9 protein-coding genes are annotated in these 20,675 nt (G+C 27.3%); 1 reads left to right on the top strand and 8 read right to left on the bottom strand.

All coding sequences use genetic code 11. The features are described 5' to 3' along the window. Nucleotides 1–965: 965 nt before the first annotated feature. The gene (locus tag NLO413_RS03975; protein ID WP_045809190.1) at nucleotides 966–3,077 is read left to right on the top strand and encodes a hypothetical protein; all 2,112 of its coding nucleotides are present in this window, start codon (nucleotides 966–968) and stop codon (nucleotides 3,075–3,077) included. A gap of 750 nt (nucleotides 3,078–3,827) precedes the next feature. Here the strand turns inward: NLO413_RS03975 and NLO413_RS03970 are convergent. From NLO413_RS03970 to NLO413_RS03935, 8 genes are all read right to left on the bottom strand, one after another. Further along, nucleotides 3,828–6,128 carry a hypothetical protein gene (locus NLO413_RS03970; protein ID WP_156965573.1) on the bottom strand — a complete coding sequence of 767 codons (2,301 nt, stop codon included), beginning with the start codon at nucleotides 6,126–6,128 and terminating at the stop codon, nucleotides 3,828–3,830. Between the two features lie 1,299 nt (nucleotides 6,129–7,427). Further along, complete coding sequence (locus tag NLO413_RS03965; RefSeq protein ID WP_045809188.1) at nucleotides 7,428–11,615, bottom strand: hypothetical protein; 4,188 nt, start codon at nucleotides 11,613–11,615, stop codon at nucleotides 7,428–7,430. A gap of 1,186 nt (nucleotides 11,616–12,801) precedes the next feature. Continuing rightward, nucleotides 12,802–15,204, bottom strand: coding sequence for a VirB4 family type IV secretion/conjugal transfer ATPase (locus NLO413_RS03960; RefSeq protein WP_084229833.1), 2,403 nt, complete (start codon nucleotides 15,202–15,204; stop codon nucleotides 12,802–12,804). A gap of 625 nt (nucleotides 15,205–15,829) precedes the next feature. Next, nucleotides 15,830–16,168: a TrbC/VirB2 family protein gene (locus NLO413_RS03955; protein ID WP_045809187.1), complete on the bottom strand. Its 339-nt coding sequence runs from the start codon at nucleotides 16,166–16,168 to the stop codon at nucleotides 15,830–15,832. A gap of 1,171 nt (nucleotides 16,169–17,339) precedes the next feature. Then, nucleotides 17,340–17,696: a TrbC/VirB2 family protein gene (locus NLO413_RS04970; protein ID WP_045809186.1), complete on the bottom strand. Its 357-nt coding sequence runs from the start codon at nucleotides 17,694–17,696 to the stop codon at nucleotides 17,340–17,342. A gap of 1,520 nt (nucleotides 17,697–19,216) precedes the next feature. After that, nucleotides 19,217–19,540 carry a TrbC/VirB2 family protein gene (locus NLO413_RS03945; RefSeq protein WP_045809415.1) on the bottom strand — a complete coding sequence of 108 codons (324 nt, stop codon included), beginning with the start codon at nucleotides 19,538–19,540 and terminating at the stop codon, nucleotides 19,217–19,219. A gap of 178 nt (nucleotides 19,541–19,718) precedes the next feature. Continuing rightward, nucleotides 19,719–20,042, bottom strand: a complete 324-nt coding sequence (locus NLO413_RS03940; protein ID WP_045809414.1) for a TrbC/VirB2 family protein — start codon at nucleotides 20,040–20,042, stop codon at nucleotides 19,719–19,721. A gap of 201 nt (nucleotides 20,043–20,243) precedes the next feature. Further along, nucleotides 20,244–20,600, bottom strand: coding sequence for a TrbC/VirB2 family protein (locus NLO413_RS03935; RefSeq protein WP_269744830.1), 357 nt, complete (start codon nucleotides 20,598–20,600; stop codon nucleotides 20,244–20,246). Between the last annotated feature and the right edge of the window lie 75 nt (nucleotides 20,601–20,675).

Raw genomic sequence — 20,675 nt, 5'->3', positions numbered from 1 at the left:
TTATCTAATGCAGACATACAATAACAGCAGACCACCCTTTATTACAGAATAATTAATCTAGTAGGCATAACAAGCTCCATATCACAAATCTGATATTAAATTCAGACAAACATAACGTTATTAATATTAGTAAACTTTCTTATATATCATACAAATACATACTAGAACCCAGCTATGACAACTTAAACGTACATTATTATTTAAAAAGAGAAACCACAAATATAGAAACACACTAAGTCCTATCATCAAACAATAACATATCGACAAATACTTAACCTTTTATATATCTAAAATGGTAACATACAACCTTAGATTACTAGATGTAACATAATCTTACACGTGATAAAACAACAATATATAATAGTCCTTCCTTACAGCTGTAAACTTAATTTATACAGTAATCAAGTGTGAAATCTCTATTTACTAATAATCTTTCTTATAAAAGAGTTTCACACTGACACTCCATAATATTAATTGTACACAAAAATACAATCCTAACAAATATACAAGCTATAATATACTACAATTATATTAATTATGACAAATATACTTAAGTTAATTCATAATGAAACATTCAGCTACTTTACAATATACTCACAATTCATGAAAAAATAATTTTCCATGCCATTTTTAAATATAAATTCAACAATATTTATACAATATACTATTTTTACTCATTTAAATGTAAATTTATAAGATAATGGCTTCAAACGTATATAATTTTACTTTATTGCAAGCTAATATTTTTCATATATATTAGGTAAATTACTACTTCCATTTCTAACATAAAAAAATAAGCTAATTTTTTATAAAACATTTTATTCATTATTAAAGTAATTACTTCATAAAACAGGAATAATATTCGCATTTTATTATAAGTATCAATTTACTAAAAATGAAATTTTTCACTATAGTTTATGTATTTTTAATATTTTTTTACTAAATGTTATTATTTTTCCAACATTATGAGATATATTTTTATAATTATTATTTCCTTTATATATAACACTACATATCTTGCTTCAAAAAGAAGCTATGCATCAATAAAAGATATTCGCATAAGTTCAGCACAAAAATTCACAGATTATAATGTTGTACCAGGTGATATGACCTACATAGTACTAAAAATGGACACATTTAGACAAGGCCTTTACAATACTTTTACCACACCTATGAGCAGTACTATCTCATATAAAGCTATTCCAGGAAAATGTATTTCATATCCGCAACATAATATAATGAACTCTGTAATATCCTATTTACAGGAAGACACTATTCCATTACAAATATGTGCATGCAGATTAAGTAATCCATGTAGTAAAGCTACAGAAAATTTATTTCACGATCAGTATTGTACATATGAACAACTAAAATGTAAAGAACTTATAGGATGTACTAGCGTTGTTACACATCACCCTATAGAATATTGTGACATTATTGAAGAACGCGTAAACATAAAATTTGTACCTTTAGAATTTAAAAAACAAAGCTACTTTCACCCTGGTATTCATGTTATATTTTCATATGGAAATGTAATTAGAGAAAAAGATTTATTTCTCGACTTAGAACATGGTAATATACGTAAAACCTATACAGTAAAATTTCATAATAATGATTATCAAATTACTGTTGAAAAAAAAGGAGAACAACTTATTTGTGCAAGTTATACACAAAATAAAGAAATTATTAGTACATGTGAGCCAACCCCAGCACTTAAAAAACCAACCGTATACAAAATTAACAATACTACTATAGGAATAAAATTTGAGGGATGTGTAGTACCAAAAAATTGTCATTATAGCATGCGCCTAGGTACACCAGATAAAGACTATCCTGTTACTCTTAAAGTAATTGCACCCAAAGTAACCCCAAATCGCTTTTTTCCAAAACATATATACTGCTCAGATGGTAAAAATTTTACATACAATAACATTTCAGACATAAAGAATATACACAAGCAATGTAACGACTCAATACTGCCAACTGTGAAATATTTAGAAGATAGTAAAAGCCCACTTATATGTATTCATAATATTAATTTTGAATCCCAAAAATACACCATGTACTATTCTGGTACAGTAACAATAACATCTACTGCACAACAAAAAAATACACAAAATAACTACAAATCCACCAGTTCTACAACCATAGCACATAGTAACGGTACATTAATGCATAACATGCTTGTCCCGTTTTATAAAAATAAAAACAACATACCTACGGAATGTTCCGCAAATAACAGAGGCGCTATCTTTTTACACAATATTCCACAAAACATTCTAAATAAAATCCACAAAATTAATGATATGTATCAATTACCTCAAAAATATGTACGTCAACATTCTCAAATATACAACAATAAAAAAAGTAATCCATGTATAGACAACAATTTATTATTTTCATACCAAAACACAAGGATTCAGTACAACACACAAGGAAAAGCCTATTCCTCACCATATCTTGATGACAAAGGAAATATATATGAACCAAAAAAGTATAAAAAAATAATTCCACAAAATCCTTATGATCAAGAATTATGCATTAACAACTTTAAAACGTATGAATACAGTATGCAAACACAACATACTAAACTCACTAATACCGCAAACACAAACAGCTTAAGCGATACCATATTTGATAAACATATTCAAATGATAGAATATAATGGTCCTTTAAAAGCAGTACCTAATAATTTTGATCACCGTATATCATTAAATGATAACTGTGACTATTTAAAAATTGAATCCTGGGGAGGAACCGAAAGAGGCATAAAAAGTCCTGTATCAACATCAATAATACACAAAAGATTTTCTAACTACCCTATCGTTATACAAATCAAATTAGGTAGACAAAGTAACAAATCAAGTAATACTTTTACAAAAATAGTAATTTCTTCTTTAATAAACCCAAGAACACAACATAAAATATCGTATATTACAACAACAAATGCTAAAACTCACATTTTCACACCAACCCGTACAAATTTTTTTAATATAGTCAATACTACCTCACATGCAATACAGAACCCCAATAACAATAATAGTGGAATGGTAAGAATTACTTGTGAAAAATGGTAATAAAAAACATACAGATATTTACAATTAATAAAAATCTTCAATATTATATTTCAATAACACAAAGATATCATTTATTCCTTAATCTAATAAGCGTTATAACTTAAACAGAAACCTCCAATAACAGTAATAGTGAAATGAAAAAATGACTTGTGAAAATGGTAATAAAAAACTTACACAGATACTTATAATTAATAAAAATCTTTCAAACCATTACATTTTAATAATTAACACAAGATATCATTTATTCCACAACCTAACAAGGGTAATAACCTAAAAGGTTAAGCTAACATAGTATTCTCATTAGAAATTGCGCATTATACATTTTATATATAATAACTTCTTATAATAAAGCCATTACTACACGTGCTTATATAAATTCACTGTTACCTTCTTATCAATAACTTACACATTAAAAACTCATCACACTTCCTTACAATGCTGTGCTAACACTAGCTCATTACATAATAAAAAAACTCTACTGATCCTATATGCGAAGGACATATAAAAGAAATATAAAAAAAACTTAACTTATTCTTTAAAATTAATAAATACTAACGTAATAAGTAACTTGCAAAAGTACATAATAATTTAATCAAGAAATGAAGCACAAGCATTACATATGCTGTAATTTAATTACTAAATTACAAATGATATAAAACACATTTTAAATTAGCCATAAATATACTATTTAGTATTTAGTCTTATACTTATAGTATAACTATATTACTGATTACTTATACAGAAACCAAACTAATGCTCATTTTTCCATTGTTCACATGTTAATATTGCTGCACCATTATTACCTATATCAGCAATACCTTGTTTTATGTTAATACATCCCCCAGCTCCGGGAAAAAAAACTTTATAACGTTCCCAATATAACCGTTGTATACAACTTTCATGATTACGTAATGCAAAGTCCTTTAACACATACGAATGATTGAATATATAATCAAAAAATTGCTTTTCAGCAAATAATGAAATATTTAACGAGAAATAAGGTACTAACACGTTATACTTTTTTGTTAAGTCTACTGCAATATTATCCGATACTGCTGATGTACCAGGTACAATACTATGATAAATAATACTACTAGAATGTACTTCACGTACAGATAGGTCTCCTCCACCTTTTGCTGTTATTAAACGCTCACATTTAGCTTCATTGTTACACAATTCCACATACGTACTTTTCCCATTTTGACCATTGTTAATGCCACCACTACCTACATTAATTATCAAATTATAAGACGAATATTCTTGTATCTTTTTATTACTTAATATACCAACTGCATATTCACCCGGTCTACCAAGAACCATAACAGATCCTTTTTTACTAGCAGCCTGACCACCTCCCCATACTTCTATTTTCAGAAAATCACAATTCCCATACAAATGTTTAAGAGGACTATTATAGATATGCTTTATATCACCAGTATTTACTACTATATCCTGCTGCTTACCGCCATTTTTAATCTCAGAAACGCCCTTTTCATCAAAGGAGCGATCATAATAATCCGTTACAAGATAACTACTACTAACGTTACTAACAATACTATTCTTAGTTTTTCTATAAGTTATCAAATAGCCTGATTTCTTAAAATTATCAATACATAGTTCTTGATCATACAAGTCTCTAAGACTAACCTGCATGTTATTCTCTTTAGAACTTTTATAACTTGCATTAAAATAACATAGAGAACCGTCAACAGATGCGTACTTATAATCACACCCCTTGAAGCTTTCATTACTATTATAATATATCGTTACAGGATTAGAACACTGTTCAGTAATATCAAAAATCCCTTCCTCATAAACATAAAAATCTCTTAAATTTTCATCTTCGCATGGAGTGCCTACTACACCATGACGAACATTACCATAAAACATTCTTTTAGAAAACGTAAAAACATTATTCCTTACTATCGCATCGTTTATATCTTCTTGCCGCATTGTTTGTAAATCTAAAGAATACACATCACTACACTTTATGTACCGATAATGTTTACCATTCTCTATGCTAACATAACGTCTTAAAATTCTCGGCAATGCATTAATCAATAAATAAGTATTAGTATGCTCTTTTTGTGTATATTTTTTAAAAGGAAATGATATACACTTTGCATTAGTACGTTTATGCTGTATAGTTTGTAATTTATAATCATTATCCTTTACAGGATATACCACTTTAGCACGTAGTAAATTGTTAACCAGATCATCAATATTGTTATCATCTCCAAAATAAGCAATATTATTTTTGAACTTTATAGGCAAGTTATTTACATCTCCATTACTTTTTATAGACAAAAACTGCTCTTTTTTTAAAAACATAATTCCATCCAATGTCGGAATAGGCAAACAATTATTTTCAATAGCAAGTTTTTTTGATACATCAGTGCCATAGTATCTTATACATACTAAATCTTCTTTCTTGGATGCTTCAAAAAAATACTTCGTACCTTGGTGTACAAAATCATAACTCATATATTTATCATTAATATATTTATTATCTACCAATTTCTTCTCATATTTATATATACCCGTATTATCTTCCACTACTACAACTACACCAGGTGTAAAAAAGTTTTGTTTTGAAAATTCCATAGGAACAAATTTAACATTAAAATATTCATCTTCCTTTATAATATTACAAAAAGGCTCAATATATGGAGCTATAGGAGATTCAACACATTTAACACTATTAGGTATGCATTTCTTAACCCATTGGGCTGGATCCCAAGGTAAATCACAAGCAAAAACTTGACACATACAAATTTTTGACTTACCTGATTTATCATCTATATAAGCCATAACATTCGTTGGAAAGACATATCTACATTCACCTGCTTTCATATTAGTACAAGAATAACAAAATGGCCATGCTGCACAAACTGTGATATCAGGATTAAAAAAATTTCCATCAATTGATGATCTTACATCTTGATAAATTGCACCACAAGCACTATGTGCATCTTTACAATATATACAAAAAACAAGCAATAGGATAATACGACTAAAGTCATTACAATATTTACACCACAATATTAGCAAAAACTTTCCCCTTCACAAACCGCTTTTTTTATTGTCTTTACTTAATACGACATATTCAAGTGTAATAGTAATTTTATCACAACTTTAAGTACACAATCTTTATACAGAAAACAATTATACAGTCAACTATTTTTCTTTTTACGCAAATAATACCCCACTACCCCACCCCCCTAAATTTTAATAATTAAATTGCTATATTTTTTAATAATTTTTATTACTATCTGAAATCTTGATTTTTTATTAGTTCACTAAACTGATTAGTAGATAACTTTTTTGAATCAAATACACTTATAAAAATGAATTAAATGTATTAATAAAATATCATTTTTCAAGAAAGATCAGAAAAGTTACTAATATGATAATTATAAAATGTTTTCGCTATCGTACACACTTTGGCCACTTAATAGAACACTACAGAAGTGATTAATTTCATATATTAATTTCATATATCAAACAATAAGTCCACAAGGTGTATTAATATAATAAAAATGCTCAGGCTCTACAGAGTAGAAATTATCTACAATTACAAAAAAGTAAAATATTATCATATCATTTTAAAAAGATATTTTTACTCATATAGCCTGTAAATTATACAAAATCACTTCCATAAAATTACCATTAAGTAATAATAACTATACTTTATAATTGATAAAAATTAATTCCTAATTTTAAATCTACTAAAAAATATAAATTACCAATCAGTGGCTACTTAAATTACTGTAAAATTACTAGTACAATGCTAGTACAAAATAATATTGAAATTATTCTTTAATGTAGAGCATTATGAAAAAAATCAGTATAAAAGGCAGCAAAATATAATAATAGTTTTATAAAAAATATTTAATATCTTTTTTGTATTAAAATATCTTTATACGTACTAATAAGTGATAAAAATATCTCACTAATCCAAATTCAGGAATTCAATATATAATCTCTTAATATATTAAGTGCTTTAATTACTATATCCGATATGAATTTTAACAATGAATTCATAATATATCATTGTAATTTATATCTTACTAAACAATAAGACACCTCATAATTTATCAAGTACCATTTATATTATTTAGTTTGTAGTTGTCTCTATTATATCCACTAACAGTCCAAGTTTAATTCATCAGATGGTTTTTATATACTATGTTCTTTAATACGTGTACATAATACGTATTAGTACCCCCTCCCTTAAGGATAATAGCTGTAATTTTATCAGTCACACAGTCAGTAAATAAATTTATAAATATTTTTCTATAATCTCATCAGATAGCACTTCTATTCACTTACCATAAACTATATTCTTTATTACCTTATGTGTATATAATGCGCATCAGTACCCCAATAAGGATAAGCTGCTATCTCTTTAGTCACACAGTCAGTAAATAAATTTACAAATATTTCTGTAACATCATCAGACGGCATTTCTAACTCACTGACTTCACCATATGCGTCAGTATATCTGTGCTTAGGAAAACGTGTAGGTTTTATCTCCAGGTCAAGTCCTAAATCTAAAAATACCTGTTTATCCTCAACATTACTTCTCACTTTATTTACAAACTCTGAAACCTTCTGTGAATAAATCATTTCATTCACTACATTACCACCAATTGCAAGTTCTTTTATCAATAAGACTAAATCCTTTATAGGGGTTGGAACATATAATAAATCAAAAAATCTTGATTTAAGCAACTTAGTCATAACTTTATCTAATGTTAATACAAACTGTTCCCCATCTCTACATTTATTATGTTGCTTCAATACTTGAAGTAGGTTGATAACATATTTTGTGCTCATTTTTTTCTGTGAATCACTGCTATCATAGAGAATATTTTGTATGCTCATACTTTCCTGTTGATTACTATCATATACAACATCTTTTGTTCTCATATCTCCTTGTTGAACACTAATATCGTTGATAGCATATTTTTTCATATTTTTTTGATCAACACTATCACTGACAACACCTTCTATGCTCATATTTTGCTGGTCACTATCATCAGGTTGATTACTATCATGTACAACATCTTCTGTTCTCATATCTCCTTGTCGAACACTACTATCGTTGATAGCACCTTTTTTCATACTTTTTTGATCAACACTATCACTGACAACATCTTCTATGCTCATACTTTTTTGTTGGCCATTATCATCATTGATAACATCTTGTGTGTTTATACCCTTCTGCTGATCATTATTACCATAGGCAACATTTTTGCCCATATTCTTCTGCTGACCATCCTTATCATAGATAACATTTCTTGTGTTCGTACTCTCCTGCTGACTACTATTATCGTTGATAACATCTTGTATGTTCATATTACCCTGCTGATTGATATCACCAATCAATTTTCCTGTACAAGCATGAAACAAGTCTGCAAATATTATTAAATTGATACCAAGCTTCATAAATTCTTCATCCCATCCATTATTTAACGTTTCACTCATAAAACTTACAACCTTATCTACATAAATACTTTCATTGATACTTACACCTGCATTAGCAAGTTCATTAATCAATAAGAAAAGGCGTCCTAAATATACTGGAAATTTATTACTAAATACTTCTAATGATGGTGTAAACAGTTTTTGCTCATCCATTGTCAAATGATCATCTATAGAAAATCGAGTAATAAACACTCCTTTAGGTATCTGTTTCATCAATGAATCCAACACAGATGCAAATTTCTGTCTATCTACACATCTGTTATTGTGTTTAAGCGCATTTAAGAAGTCTAATAGATCATACCTTTTTTTATCCCTTATTTCCTTCTTAACTTCTTTAGGAGTTGTTTTATGTTTTTGTTGATCTTCCTGAGATTTTCCTTCATGTGGACTTGTGCGACCAATCATTGATTTTTCTGATGAACAACTGCTCACTAATTCTCTTATATAAGACATCAATTTACCATTTTCCAATTCTAATTTCTCCGATAAAATATGAGATATAAATGTAGACATTTGATCTTGACTAGGCCCTATTTCATTATCAGCAATCATTCTTATATTCCTAGAAAGTTGCTTAATTATTCCTAACAATTCTTTAAACGATCCTTTAAACGATGACCTACAAAACTGCGATTTAGATAACATATCAATAATAGCGTCTACACCTAATGAAAATCTTTCACCACATTGATGTTTAATTTGAGATAAATGTATAAAATACTCTCCACAGTTAATATCTTCCCACTTTTTTACATTTCCAGGAGCACCTGACCATTTTTCGCATGTTAATTTTACCATACCATTAGCACCTTCCTGGGCAGAAGAAGTATCACCTCTAGCACAACCTCCAGCACCTGGGTATTTATTAGGATTTTTTTCCAATCCTTTACTTATACATTCTTTATCGTCCATACGAACTACACCATTTTCTAAATTAATATTCTGATATGGTATAAAAATTTCATTATTACCAACATGACTACGTCCAGTAGCAACCCTATAATGTATTAGATTTTCATATCCCTTAGAATTATCTTGTAAAAAATCTTCATTACCTCCACCATTTGCTATTAGCTTTATAGAACAATTATTACCGAACTGATCATCACATAATCTCACTTCTGTATCTTTCCCTACTTTTTCTGATTTATTACCACCTTTACCAACCTCTATCAGCAAATGTTTTTCCATGTTATTATCAAGTTTTAAAATACCCATAAGATAACCACCAGGCCTACCCACTGCATAATTATCCAAAGAACCTGATTGTCCTCCTCCCCATGCTTCTATCTTTATAAAATCACATTTAGTGTTATCACCATTGATATTTAATAAATATTTATTCTTATCATCTTTAATACTATACTCATGTGAAGGAAAATTACTAATACACATTCCCTGCATCATATCATTAAGAACACTTATTTTGCCATTTTCTTCATCTTCATTATCTTTTAGAAAAAAGTTTTCGTAATTATCCTCACTAAAAAATCTAGTTTTGCAAGCAGGTTTTTTTTTACCTAAAAAATCACTTATCATAATAGATTCTTTACATAATCCATTACCTGCAAACGCTCTATTATTAGTATATACGTAATACATATTATTATTTAAACAAGGTTTCTGCTCATTTTGATGTATATTTTGTTCCATATAAAAATATGAATCCCTAACATCCATCTTATTTATTAAATCTTGACTCATTGTTGCAAGATCTAAAGATGCTGATTCATCACATTGTCCTATATCATAACTATAACCTAGTAAAATTTTATCTAGCTTATTAAGCCAATAATATCTATTATCTCGTTTGACAACATACTTTTGCTTAAAGAATGGTACATTTACTAAACATTTCACATTACTATTTGCATCTTCTTCATATATTCTATGTACCTTACAATTTTTCTTTGACTTAATATCTGATCCATCCTCACATTTAAAATCAGAATTAAAGTCATACTTATCTATATTAAACTTAGGCTTAATAAGTGAAAAGCCAAGATTATTATCTTTATCTCCTACCAACATTTCAAAATTACAATATTTAGTATCTTTACCTGCCTTATCATTAGAATAATCTTTACATTCTTTAAACATAACATTCACTTTATCATCTCTAAGCTCTTTAATGACTGGTCGTTGTAAATACGGCATCGGCAAACATTTAGTAGCAACACCATAACTATCTTCATAATCTACACATACTGAGCTAAAATTTCTTCTATATACATCCTTTATAGAATGCTCCATATTTTCAAAAGGAATCTTATAAGAACTTTGCTGTTTATCTAATTTCATATATATATCAACTTCACTTGAAGTATTGTTTTGACCATCTATAATTACATGTACTCCTGGAACAAAAAATGATTGTTTATCAAATGCTATAGGCATAACTTTTATATTTGACTTTTGTGGGATGATATCACAAAATGGCTCAGGACCTCTAATACTTGTATCTATACATGCATACTCTCCCGGCTTCTTATGAGACATTATTGCAATACAGTAATTATTAATTTTCTCATCAAGTTCCATATTATCAACTCTCTTATGTTCAAGATAAGATTGCCTAACTCTAAAATCAAAACCACCAAACTCATTAAATAATTTAGGTAAATTTTGATATAAATATTTTATAGAAAAGTGCAATCCTGCAAAGGGCAACCCAAACATTAAATAATCACTAATCATATAATCATTACTAATAGCACATGCACATATTTGTAACTGATCTTTATTACTTCTTTTAAAAAATCCTAAAAAAGTACTTTTATAACAAGTTACCATTTGATATCTTCCAACAGTACATACATCACCTTTAGGATGATAATATCCCCTTCCTAGTACACCTATAATTGGCTCATATGATGTTCCTTCTCGCATTGCTTTAGGAATAAAAAACCTATTATACCCCACAAAAGTACTATCTTCTTCATATGGTAAAATATCTTCAGTATTAGGATAATCTTCAGCTTTAGAAAAGAATCCTAAAAATATCACTAAAATAAATAATATACTTGCCAGAAAAAAACTTTTACCCATTTTATTTTCTCATGCAAAATATGCAACAGCAGCTGATTACAATACACATTACAAAAATAGTTTTTATATTGCTAAAAATAAATTATATATAGCTACGTTAATTCTCTTATTTCACACATATATATATGTATGTATTATATTACGTAAATTAAATATTAATTTCACTAAAAATATTATATACTATCCAAATAGCATAAGTATTTTTCATAAACTTTATTATTTATATACTATAAATCATAAAGAGCATTACATATCCCCAATGTACTCTGGTCTATAACAATATTGCATAAAAATGCATTACTATGCATGTTATCTCAATATTTATTTAAGTTATACAAAACAGGACTTTTGACAGATAATAATTAATTACATTTAAATAAAAGCATTATTACTAGCGTTTATTATAGCACTATAAGTTGTTGCTCACATAACGTGTATTATTCTCACAAAATAATACAGGTCTTAATATATAACACACAATTACTACTATTAAGCTGCACTATAAAGTATTGTTCCACATATATTATTACATTTATTATGTACATATCATGTATTTTAGAAATTTTGCATATAATATAATTAGCTTTTCTTTAAGATAACAAATTATCTAAAACAACCTACATCAATACATGATATTTATTGCAATGAATAACAAAAAATAGAGATTTGACCCAAAAATCAACAAAAAACATAAAAAATTTACACTATTAATACAATCCTCATTAAAAAACTTTGTAATTTTTTTAAATATCTTTTCTGATCACATAATACATAATTTAATATCCTTTTTCATATTTCACATTTGTAAACAATTGCCATTATAACTATATAAAAACGACATTTAAAAACTATCTAAGTTTACAACCACCTATAGTAAGTTTTAATTTTTAGCTGTAATAAACCTTATGTATGCTTCTGGCAAATTATATAATAAAACTCATCATTAATTGTTCTCAAGTAAATTATCGGTGTTTACAATAACACAATAAAGGACATCATTATTCAAAAGAAGCTTGTCAAAATATAAAACAGTCAATTACTTATTTAATTTAATGTTTAATAAAATTAAATATAAACACATGTAATTCTTAGCAGCACAAACCTAAAGCTTAATTCCATATTCTTTAAATATATAATAGTGCTTTTACGTTGACATAAAAGCACTAATACTCAAATTAGATAATTGCTAAATACTCTTGGAATAAAAAACAGGCAGCCAATCTTTTGCATTCTCTCCTTTCTCTTTTATAGCATCATACATATGATGAATACCTTCTCGAGTCGCAGATAATACTTTAGCTTCTTTTTTATCTTTTATATCAAGAGTTAACACCGTAGAAGCATCACCTTGTTTTATAAAAAATTGACCTTTATGCTCAGATATTTGAAACATGCTATTTAATTCTTTCCTTGATAATCCAAGTGTTTGCATAGAAAGTTGACTACTAATTACAACATTTGGCATAAATACTCTAGTGTCAATGTGTTTATTTAGGTACCCTATCGTTTTACTAGAAATCATGGCATGCGTACTTTCAGAAGCAAAAATAACAACAACATTTAGTTGTCCCATTCTATACATCCAATCATCAAATTCCTTTTCTAACAAAAAAACTATATCCATTAACCATGCTTCATATATTACTAAAATTGTTGGAGACCCATCAAGATAAGTTTCCAAAATATTAAAAAAGTAGTACATAATTACTGAAATACACTCAGGTTGACTAATAATCATTCCAATATTAATACCTATAAGATTTTCCATAAAATTAACACTGTTGCCGCCCTTAACAAAATGGGCAAATTTATTATCATTAATCCAATCCTTAATTCCTTTACCAAGCACAAGTAAACATTCATAAATTTTTTCATGTGTTCTTGATTCTATAGGAATAGAAAACAAATCATCTGCTACCTTATTGACTAATGCTACTTCTTCATCGTTTATTAGTTTTGTTCCATAGTTCATTCTTCTCAATACACCTACTACAACATTACGATTAACAGCATTATCCTCAAGATTAAAGGGATTAAAAGAAAAAGTATTATTATTAATATTAGAGTCTATTCTATAGTATTTTCCACATAAGGCTTTAACAAAAATAATAGATTTACCACTATAATCACATAACAAAATCTTTGCGTTAACGTTTCTAGATTCTGATAATATAAAGTTAATTAACAATGTCATTGAAGAATTATGTGGTCCTATAAACAAGCAATGACCACAATTTTTAACATGAAAATTAAAAAAATAAGGCTTATTATAAGAAAAAAATATACTTATTGCTTCACCCCATCTTCCATACCTTAACGCTCCTATGGAAAAATTATCTAACATAACAAAAACACATGCATGTTTTATCACACAATATCTCATGTTCAATACAAAAGGAAAATTACCAGGTACATGCGACCAAAAATTATCTTCCATACTTAAATCAAATCTTACAGGTATGGCTCCAATAACTGACAAGGCAGCAACAACAGACATAATGTCCTTTTGTAACATCTGCATTGTATTCGATATAATAATAAAATTAATTTTATGTTCACAAAAATCAAATTCACCATTACTACTAACATTTACAAAATCATCTAAACAAGTTACTTGCGCAAATTTTTGATCTCCACTTATTCGAACAATATCTGCTTGTGATTTAAATACTTTAACTACATCTTTACTATTCACAAACTTAATAATTTCTACAATTATAAATTCACAATTTTGCTGTAAACATACATTTATTGCACTTGATGACACTCCTAAATATTCCTTAATTCCTAAAATAGTACCTAATTTTTTACTATCATTATCTGTAACTCTAAATACATTAAATCCCATATCAATCTTATACTTAGAAGATATATAGGCATTGTTTTTATGTTCAAGAAAGCATTCATCATTTCTAAAAGTCACTAAATAATTTAAAAATTCTAGTAACTCTGATCTATAATTTCCTGTATCCGTTAACAATAATCCTAGTTTTTTAGCATTAAAATCTTGTAAATTTTTTAATATACAATCTGTAATCTTATCCAGCAGATCACATTTCTTAGACAAAAAATCTTTATGTTTTTTCTTTAAAAACCTAAAAGATAGTGCCCCTATCAATGACTTGATATCTTCTCGTAGATGGCTAGTTACAATTGCTATATATAATTCAGTTACATATGTATTATACTTCTGATCTGTATGTACCTTATACATTTCATGTAATTCATCAGAAAAGTCATTTTTTTTCATCCATTGCAAATCAAATATATGACGTTTTCTAACTGTATATATCCAAAAAGAAACCTCTAGTTCTTTTGCACTATCAATAATACTTTGTCGTATTACCTCCCTTACATCTCTACGCTCTTTTACATTTGAAGCATAACCTTCTATCTTAATAATTTGTATAAGCTCACCATTTCTATTCAATATAGTATTTTCATTATAATGACAAGCAGCTGAAATAAAATCTATTCTATTATCCTTTACTCTTTTTTGATTTTCACTATGTACACTATCACTTTTTGCTTCCACATTATCATTACCTTTAAACAGAAGCTTATTCATTAACCCTTCAAGAAAGAACATATTTCAGACCAATAATTATAATATCATACATGGCACATCTAATAATGTTATTCATAAAATACTTATACTAACATATAATTAATATCTAATTAACTAGATATATAAAACTTCCCTTTCACAACATATCTAATCTCTAGTATTACAGTCAGCATTTGTTTTTACAATGTAATACTAAGTTAATAACATTCATAATAACAATAGCTGGTATAAACTAATATTAGGAAATTTTCACCAAGACCTATTATACATAATTTTTCATTATCTTAATTTACTGTACGGAAATACATCATGATCATTAACAATAAGCAATTACTTTTGCATACATTTTATAATATATATACACATAACCAATTAACAATACACAAAAAATAATAGGTACAGAATACCTGTTTTAATGGCAATATATTTATATTTTTATAAAGCAAGCAACTAATTATACTTTCTTAACTTATCCTTATATATTAAAATAATTAAAAATATATTTAACACTTTAAATAATAAGACAAACTAATCCCCTACATTAATAGAACTACACATCTTTCATATCTTATCACAACAATATAGTACACACGTATAACACTAACACAAAATACTCTATGTATAATCAGCTATAAAATATATATATTTATGGTTCTCTACATTCAAAGTTTTCAGCACCAATATTCAAACCTGCAGCAAACTTATTAATCAATTTCGCAGAGCCAAAGAATATTGCTGTAAACACTACTAACATTACTATTGCAGGCCATGCTAATCTTCCAAATATCGCCATAATACTTGAACCCAAAATTACTCCTGTCATAATTGGCAATCCAAGTTTTTGCACAAATAATATCACATTACATATTACTTGCTGTACTATTACATCTGCCCCTTGCAAACTATCAGCAGCCGTAGACATCCCCACACTTAAAGCCAATATACAACTTATAATAAACACTACTATACGACTGTTACTTAACATTTTACCTCCTAAATAGGACTAAAACTCCATTGCATCAAGTTCTTCACATCAACATAGAAATACTACTATGTTCATCTAAATACAATAATGATCCACAAAAGTAATATATATCACTATTATTTGACATGCTAATAATATTAACTATTTATATAAATAATCTTTCATAAAAGCTTATAAAGCTATAAATTTACCTAAAATATAATACCCAGTATTACATGTTCAATATCGTAATAAAAACTTTTTTTAACAGCTTATAATTTTATCTTATTTTAAAAATAATATATTATATATAGAATATTCTTACATATCTTTTATGTAAATTTACAAATACATAAACAACTTATCTACTTCAAACGTATTATTTATTAACATTTGTACTTGCTGAACTCATTTCATAATTTATCAGTACGTACTAAATCATCTATTTGATCACAACAGTAACTAATGTATATGTTTTTATAAAATTGTAAATGCCTACATAAACACTTTAATGTATTAATTTAATTTTTTATAATATAGGCATTTGCTTACAACATAGATTAATTTTATACTTTTAACCTATACTTAATGTATATCTTTTATAGAGTTTCTCTAATTATGCATATAGATACCCATAAAAACACTACAGTAATCCTATACAAATAAATCCTCTTCTACATTTCCTACTATTTACGATATATCTGCTTAGTTAATAATTCTTTATGTTACATTTCTTTTTTGCTTCAACGATAGTCAAAATTATATCGCTAGATGTAAAATTTCAACAATATCAACTCATTTAATCAACTTTAATATCAAAAGATTCTTATAAGTTTGTTAATCAAAAAAATCACACAAAACACTTATAACAAATTTCTCATTAAATCTATAGTCAAAATATCACCTGCTAATATTATACAATATAAATAACTCCTATTGTATTCTATAAATACAATATAATCGTTATTAATAAACATTAGCATAATATCCACAATTTACTAAATTCATCCCTTCCACCTCTCCCTCATAATTTTTTTTAATAAAAAACATACTATATGTCACTTACTCTGCAACATCTAATATACTATAACTATAATCTTTAGGTATTAACACACTTAACAACATCTAAAAATTTAATTCGATAAAAGTGTGCATTAATATACCAATAACTCAGCATTGTCTTCTCTATATTTTACCCACAGTCAAAAGTTTCAGCACCAGCACCTATTCCTGCAGCAAATTTATTCATTAATTTTGCAGCACCAAAAAATATTGCTGTAAATACTACTAACATTACTATTGCTGGCCACGCTAACCTTCCAAATATTGCCATAATACTTGAACCTAAAATGACTCCTGTCATTATTGGTAACCCAAGCTTCTGTACAAACAATATAACATTACATATTACTTGTCCTACTACTGTTTCTGAATCTGCCTGAACAATAGAGCCACCTCCTCTATATTCTGCATATGACGTACCAACCTCAGTGGTAAATAATATTACACTTATAATAAACAATAATCTCCATGAATAAACGTTACACATTAAATTACACTCCTTAATTTATTTAATAATCTATATTAAAATTACGTACTCCCAGTCACTAAAGTTATATGATCAAATCTCTTTACCAATATCTTATGTAATGCATTTGTTATAGGCTGGATTATATACATATGGGTTAGTCAAAATAATAAATCCTTCCTAGCACTAAACAGCACAGCATATAACACTAAAATTATTAACTATCTCTCAAGAGTTGCATATAATATATCCATTAAAGACTGTACGGAAATCTATACATCACACACTAACTTATTACAATGAACTAGCAACTTATAACAACACGATAAGAATATTAATAAAATAAAATTGTTTTTTATAAAACATTCATAATAATCATAAACAAGGCTCACTAATAATGCGGACCTAATTACTGCATAAAATTATTAATTTTTTATAAATATAAAAAATAACAAATTAAACTAACACTATAATGTTTGCGATTGACTCATATAAACTTTATAATATAAGCCTATATTTTCCTATACATCAACATATATATCAGCTTAGTTAACAATACACCTTATGCATAAATATTACAAATGCCTAAATACTAAATTTATTGTACTAAAATTCATCTACACTATGTTTATCAAACAACAACACTTTGTGCCCTTGGATAAGAAGATCTATCAATATTTAAATATTTACCAGTAACATTAACTATAGAACTATTTACATAACATTTATAATACTTTATGCAAGAAAACCTTATAAAGTATTCAACAAATACTATTGTTAACTAATGGAAATACAAAATAATTTCTTATAATAATATACATGTTTCAGTAGTAACAACATTCTTAGACAAACAATTACTTACCTATGTATTGTATAAAAATAAAAAACAATTTATAAACGATTTAATTAACACAAAATACTTATTCTGTATATTGCATATCTAAATAACTTATGCTAAGCATACAATTAACCTTTAATTATACATTACTAAGTCACAATATACAGTACACTATATGTACTCAATTTTTTACAATAATAATATATTTCTTAGAATATCAACCAGATAAATTTAATACACATTACATTATATATCTTTCCACATCACAATAAAAATATATGCAATTATTACTTTTTTACTATTAATAACAAATTCTTGTATAATAACTTAACCTGCAATTAAAATTTGCTCATACCTAATATTTCCTGCAAATTTCTTGAATTATACAAAATTAAAAAATATTACTTTAAATACTTTTAACACTACCGACTAGTTAGCTAACTTTCCAATATACAGTTAAACACATCACTATTCTTGTATAATTAGCAGTTTAAATACAAAAAAGTATTACCATTTAGATCTTTTTTGCATTTATTACTGCAAACTTTAATATATAGCATAAAATTCAACTGATAATAATGTCACCTCCTATTTTTCACATTATTTTTTCTTTAACATTACCAACACAAATGATTAAAACGTTAGCAATACAGATTTAGTGAATACTATGACTTTCACTCAACCAATTAAAATTAAATTCCTATTATGCGGATTTACATTCAAAATTTTCAGCCTCAATACCTATACCTGCAGCAAATTTATTAATCAACTTCGCAGCACCAAAAAATATCGCTGTAAATACTACTAGCATTACTATTGCAGGCCACGCCAATCTTCCAAAAATTGCCATAATGCTCGAACCTACTATCACTCCTGTCATGATTGGCAGGCCCAATTTCTGCACAAACAATATTACATTACATATTACTTGTTGTGTTACCGTTTCAGAATCTTTAGCCGTATTTGCATTTGCCACTGTAAAAAATCCAGTACATAGCATAAAAATCAAACTGATAATAAATGTCATTCCCAATATTTTCACATTAAACATTAATATATACCTCGTATGTGTTCCTAAGTTTTTATGTTATAATAAGCAAGTTTACTAAAAATATTAAGTTAATAACATATGTAAATAATATTTTTAATATTTATACAATATGGTCAGTTTTAGTAATTCAATTAAAGCTTAGCATTTGCCAACATTATGCTGCTTTACATTCAAATTTTTCAGCATCAATACCTATACCTGCAGCAAATTTATTAATCAACTTCGCAGCACCAAAAAATATCGCTGTAAATACTACTAGCATTACTATTGCAGGCCACGCCAATCTTCCAAAAATTGCCATAATGCTCGAACCTACTATCACTCCTGTCATGATTGGCAGGCCCAATTTCTGCACAAACAATATTACATTACATATTACTTGTTGTGTTACCGTTTCAGAATCTTTAGCCGTATTTGCATTTGCCACTGTAAAAAATCCAGTACATAGCACAAAAATCAAACTGATAATAAATGTCATTCCCAATATTTTCACATTAAACATTAATATATACCTCGTTATGTGTTCTTATGTTTTTTAATTTCTACTATAACAAACTCTCACAATAGATAAGTTTAACCATTAATAAAACAGTTACAAACAACTTAATATTTTAAAGTTTATTAATCTCACCACGAAATAACAGTTAATTAGCTCAAAGTCTTTTCAGCATTCACATAACTATGGTGCAGGTTTACATTCAAAATTTTCAGCATTCATATCTATACCTGCAGCAAATTTATTAATCAATTTTGCAGCACCAAAAAATATCGCTGTAAATACCACCAACATTACTATTGCAGGCCACGCTAATCTTCCAAAAATTGCCATAATGCTCGAACCTACTATTACTCCTGTCATGATTGGCAGGCCCAATTTCTGCACAAACAATATTACATTACATATTACTTGTTGTGTTACCGTTTCAGAATCTTTAGCTGCATTTGCATTTGCCACTGTAAAAAATCCAGTACATAGCACCAAAATTAAACTGATAATAAATGTCGTGCCCAATATTTTCACATTAAACATTTCCATAAATTTTTACCATTTTGATTAATATTAAAACTTAATAATTTTTTTATCTGCTATTACATAGCAAATTATACAAAG

It is taken from the genome of Candidatus Neoehrlichia procyonis str. RAC413 (genome assembly GCF_000964795.1).
In the GTDB taxonomy this organism is placed as follows: Bacteria; Pseudomonadota; Alphaproteobacteria; order Rickettsiales; family Anaplasmataceae; genus Neoehrlichia; species Neoehrlichia procyonis.
The sequence above is the reverse complement of the archived record's forward strand: the minus strand, read 5'-3'. Positions and strand labels throughout refer to the sequence as shown.